This is a genomic window from Mesorhizobium huakuii, assembly GCF_014189455.1.
GTDB classification, from domain to species: Bacteria; Pseudomonadota; Alphaproteobacteria; order Rhizobiales; family Rhizobiaceae; genus Mesorhizobium; species Mesorhizobium huakuii_A.
Window position 1 is genome coordinate 1,972,501 of sequence record NZ_CP050296.1, and the last position, 2,500, is coordinate 1,975,000.

1 protein-coding gene, 1 tRNA gene and 2 rRNA genes (2 of these 4 running past the window's edge) are annotated in these 2,500 nt (G+C 55.1%); all 4 read right to left on the bottom strand.

The window, feature by feature from the left end; genetic code table 11:
• On the bottom strand, positions 1–50 hold the start of the coding sequence (locus tag HB778_RS09650; RefSeq protein WP_183463364.1) for a hypothetical protein. Its footprint begins 133 nt before the window's first position; the window shows 50 of its 183 coding nt (coding positions 1–50); the start codon lies at positions 48–50; its stop codon lies beyond the left edge, outside the window.
• Between the two features lie 349 nt (positions 51–399).
• Positions 400–476, bottom strand: a tRNA-Met gene (locus tag HB778_RS09655).
• Between the two features lie 313 nt (positions 477–789).
• Positions 790–904 (bottom strand): 5S ribosomal RNA (gene rrf, locus HB778_RS09660).
• A gap of 156 nt (positions 905–1,060) precedes the next feature.
• Positions 1,061–2,500, bottom strand: a 23S ribosomal RNA gene (locus HB778_RS09665) (it continues 1,415 nt past the right edge of the window).

A 2,500-nucleotide genomic window follows, 5' to 3' on the forward strand; every position in this document is an offset into this window, starting at 1 on the left:
TCTTTTTTCGCGGTTGGGCTGAATCCTCTTTCAAGCCCTGCGTTCCTCATCGACTGACGACGTCCGCGCCGCAAACGCAAACGGCCCGCCGGCTTAGAGCCTAGCGGGCCGTTTGTGATGTTGGTTTTGTTGAGAGGGTTTGCGGTATCTGTCTGGCGGCTTTGGCTTTGGCTGGTTGCGGGGCGCCGATCGGCGGTCCACCATCAGTCCCTAAAAGCAAAACGGCCGGCCGGCATTGATCCAGGCTGGCCGATTTTGATTTGGTTTTGGGGAGAGGATTTGGCTTTTCTGTACCGCGGGTCGGCAAGGCCTGCTTGCGGGCTGCTGCTGAGGGTTAAAGTCGCCGGCGCCGACAGCAAAATACAAAAAAGGCCCGCTTGAGGCGGGCCGATTTTGATTTGGTTGCGGGGACAGGATTTGAACCTGTGACCTTCAGGTTATGAGCCTGACGAGCTACCGGGCTGCTCCACCCCGCGCCACCTCTAGGCAAGCGTTTGCTTGCCGAACTAGGCAAGCGTTTGCTTGCCGAACTAGGCAAGCGTTTGCTTGCCGAACTAAGCAAGCGTTTGCTTGCCGAACTAAGCAAGCGTTTGCTTGCTGATCTGAGCAAGCGTTTGCTTGCTTTGGACGTAAGCGCACACCTACGACTAGGCTGGCTTACAAATAGGTAGATGGCTCACCAAATGAAAGGGCCGCTTACGCGGCCCGTGGTCCCTTGGCGGGCCTTGTTCGTAGAGAGAAGATTTCACTGACATCCGCTTGGATGTGAGTTCAACGTGCGTTTAGCAGACCTGGCAGCGACCTACTCTCCCGCGTCTTGAGACGAAGTACCATCAGCGCTGGAGCGTTTCACGGCCGAGTTCGGAATGGGATCGGGTGCAGCCGCTCCGCCATAACCACCAGGTCGGCAAAACGCACGTTGTTCGAGAAGCTTTTTGAGCGATAGCAATGAGGGAGTAGCCAATAGGGAGATCCTATTCTGGTGCTCTCTCGGAGCTGTTCGCTGGTCTTGTTGTGCCTTCATCGTCCCGATTGGGAGTGATGAGCATAAGGAATGAGAACGATCAAGCCGATCGAACTATTAGTACCGGTAAGCTTCAAGCGTTGCCGCTCTTCCACACCCGGCCTATCAACGTGGTCGTCTTCCACGGTTCTCAGGGAATACTCGTTTTAAGGTGGGTTTCCCGCTTAGATGCCTTCAGCGGTTATCCCGTCCGGATATAGCTACCCTGCTATGCGGCTGGCGCCACAACAGGTCCACCAGAGATCCGTCCATCCCGGTCCTCTCGTACTAGGGACAGATCCTTTCAATATTCCTACACCCACGGCAGATAGGGACCGAACTGTCTCACGACGTTCTGAACCCAACTCACGTACCGCTTTAAATGGCGAACAGCCATACCCTTGGGACCTGCTCCAGCCCCAGGATGCGATGAGTCGACATCGAGGTGCCAAACAACCCCGTCGATATGGACTCTTGGGGGTCATCAGCCTGTTATCCCCGGCGTACCTTTTATCCGTTGAGCGATGGCCCTTCCACGCGGGACCACCGGATCACTATGACCGACTTTCGTCTCTGCTCGACTTGTCAGTCTCGCAGTCAGGCAGGCTTATGCCATTGCACTCAGCGAACGATTTCCGACCGTTCTGAGCCCACCATCGCGCGCCTCCGTTACTCTTTAGGAGGCGACCGCCCCAGTCAAACTACCCACCATACATTGTCCCGGACCCGGATAACGGACCGCGGTTAGACATCCATAGTAATAAGGGTGGTATTTCAAGGGTGGCTCCACCTGAGCTGGCGCCCAGGTTTCAAAGCCTACCACCTATCCTACACATGCCACTACGAATGCCAATGTAAAGCTATAGTAAAGGTGCACGGGGTCTTTCCGTCTAACCGCAGGAACCCCGCATCTTCACGGGGAATTCAATTTCACTGAGTCTATGCTGGAGACAGCGGGGAAGTCGTTACGCCATTCGTGCAGGTCGGAACTTACCCGACAAGGAATTTCGCTACCTTAGGACCGTTATAGTTACGGCCGCCGTTTACTGGGGCTTCGATTCAGAGCTTGCACCCCTCCTCTTAACCTTCCAGCACCGGGCAGGCGTCAGACCCTATACGTCGTCTTGCGACTTCGCAGAGCCCTGTGTTTTTGATAAACAGTCGCTACCCCCTGGTCTGTGCCACCCTCCTCCACTTGCGTGGAAAAGGGTCACGCTTCTTCCGAAGTTACGCGTGCAATTTGCCGAGTTCCTTCAGCATAGTTCTCTCAAGCGCCTTGGTATACTCTACCAGACCACCAGTGTCGGTTTCGGGTACGGTTTATAAGGAGGAGCTATTTCCTGGAACCACGCAGCAGCCCGTTCAATCCGATAAGATTGGACTACCTCAATGATCCGTCACTACCTCCAAGCCCACGAATATTAACGTGGTTCCCATCGACTACGCGTTTCCGCCTCGTCTTAGGGGCCGGCTAACCCTGCTCAGATTAGCTTTAAG